Origin of the sequence: Pseudomonas sp. WS 5021, from assembly GCF_012985535.1 — a bacterium.
GTDB lineage: Bacteria > Pseudomonadota > Gammaproteobacteria > Pseudomonadales > Pseudomonadaceae > Aquipseudomonas.
The window spans coordinates 1-1,119 of record NZ_JAAQWP010000022.1 but is presented as its reverse complement, the minus strand read 5'-3'; the positions used below and the strand labels follow the sequence as shown (position 1 = coordinate 1,119).

The window sequence follows — 1,119 nt, the reverse complement described above, 5'->3', positions numbered from 1 at the left end:
TTTTCATTTCGGACATACAGCGGGCTCCTTCATTTGCTTAGGCTCTTTAATCGGGTTGTTCGGCGAGCCGTAGCCCCAGCAAGAAGTTGTGACTTTGACCTGATTACAGACTAAAAAATGCACCTTAAGATCACAAGACTCTGTACCTGGCCACTCCGGAATATCCACTGTGACTCTATGGTGCTGATAATTGGCTTTATGTTTAGCTTGTGCGGCTCGATAGCCATCAGTTCCTAACGGCGGCCATTTTGAGTAAGCGAAAGGGTCAGGGTCGACCTCCCACTCGACATTAGCCTTCAAACCAGGTCGCCACTTAGTCGGCATGATGATGCAGCACGAACTCCCGCCTCCTCCATGGGCCCTGTAACCATTGACCGAAAACCAATTGATTGCACTCAAGGTATGGTTGACGGCCTGTATATTCCCGCCCGCCATTTCGTTATCCGCAGAGGAACATCCGAATAGCATTAAGGCCAACAAGCCACATAATCCTTGCATCAGCAATTTTCTCATCATTAATTTCACAGCCTTAACCCCCCTGATCACAACCAAACTAAAAATTTCGCGCACGTAGCTAAATAGTCACTCCATGGTTTGCTTGTTGTAATTGGCTGCCACCACCGAAGTTCTCGTCGGCAAACGACCACTGACAGGAAAAACCGGAGAAGCCCAAGCTTTAGCTATGGAGTTGCTTTTCATTTCGGACATACAGCGGGCTCCTTCATTTGCTTAGGCTCTTTAATCGGGTTGTTCGGCGAGCCGTAGCCCCAGCAAGAAGTTGTGACTTTGACCTGATTACAGACTAAAAAATGCACCTTAAGATCACAAGACTCTGTACCTGGCCACTCCGGAATATCCACTGTGACTCTATGGTGCTGATAATTGGCTTTATCCTTAGCTTGTGCGGCTCGATAGCCATCAGTTCCTAACGGCGGCCATTTTGAGTAAGCAAAAGGGTCAGGGTCGACTTCCCACTCGACATTAGCCTTCAAACCAGGTCGCCACTTAGTCGGCATGATGATGCAGCACGAACTCCCGCCTCCTCCATGGGCCCTGTAACCATTGACCGAAAACCAATTGATTGCACTCAAGGTATGGTTGACGGCCTGTATATTTCCG

General features: G+C 48.7%; 3 protein-coding genes. All 3 read right to left on the bottom strand.

Annotated features, from left to right (window positions below; genetic code table 11):
- Positions 1-3: 3 nt before the first annotated feature.
- On the bottom strand, positions 4-516 hold the full coding sequence (locus tag HBO19_RS28330; RefSeq protein ID WP_170058694.1) for a DUF3304 domain-containing protein: 513 nt from the start codon (positions 514-516) through the stop codon (positions 4-6).
- 66 nt (positions 517-582) lie between these two features.
- Positions 583-708 carry a hypothetical protein gene (locus tag HBO19_RS28655; protein WP_262386326.1) on the bottom strand — a complete coding sequence of 42 codons (126 nt, stop codon included), beginning with the start codon at positions 706-708 and terminating at the stop codon, positions 583-585.
- Positions 696-1,119, bottom strand: a 424-nt coding sequence (locus tag HBO19_RS28325; RefSeq protein ID WP_170058693.1) for a DUF3304 domain-containing protein, incomplete at its 5' end; no start/stop codon positions are given. The genes HBO19_RS28325 and HBO19_RS28655, both read right to left, overlap by 13 nt.

What these genes read in the sequence shown, in the direction of transcription:
- HBO19_RS28330 (WP_170058694.1), bottom strand. Translation starts at nt 516, where the DNA reads ATGATGAGAAAATTGCTGATGCAAGGATTATGTGGCTTGTTGGCCTTA.
- HBO19_RS28655 (WP_262386326.1), bottom strand. Translation starts at nt 708, where the DNA reads ATGTCCGAAATGAAAAGCAACTCCATAGCTAAAGCTTGGGCTTCTCCG.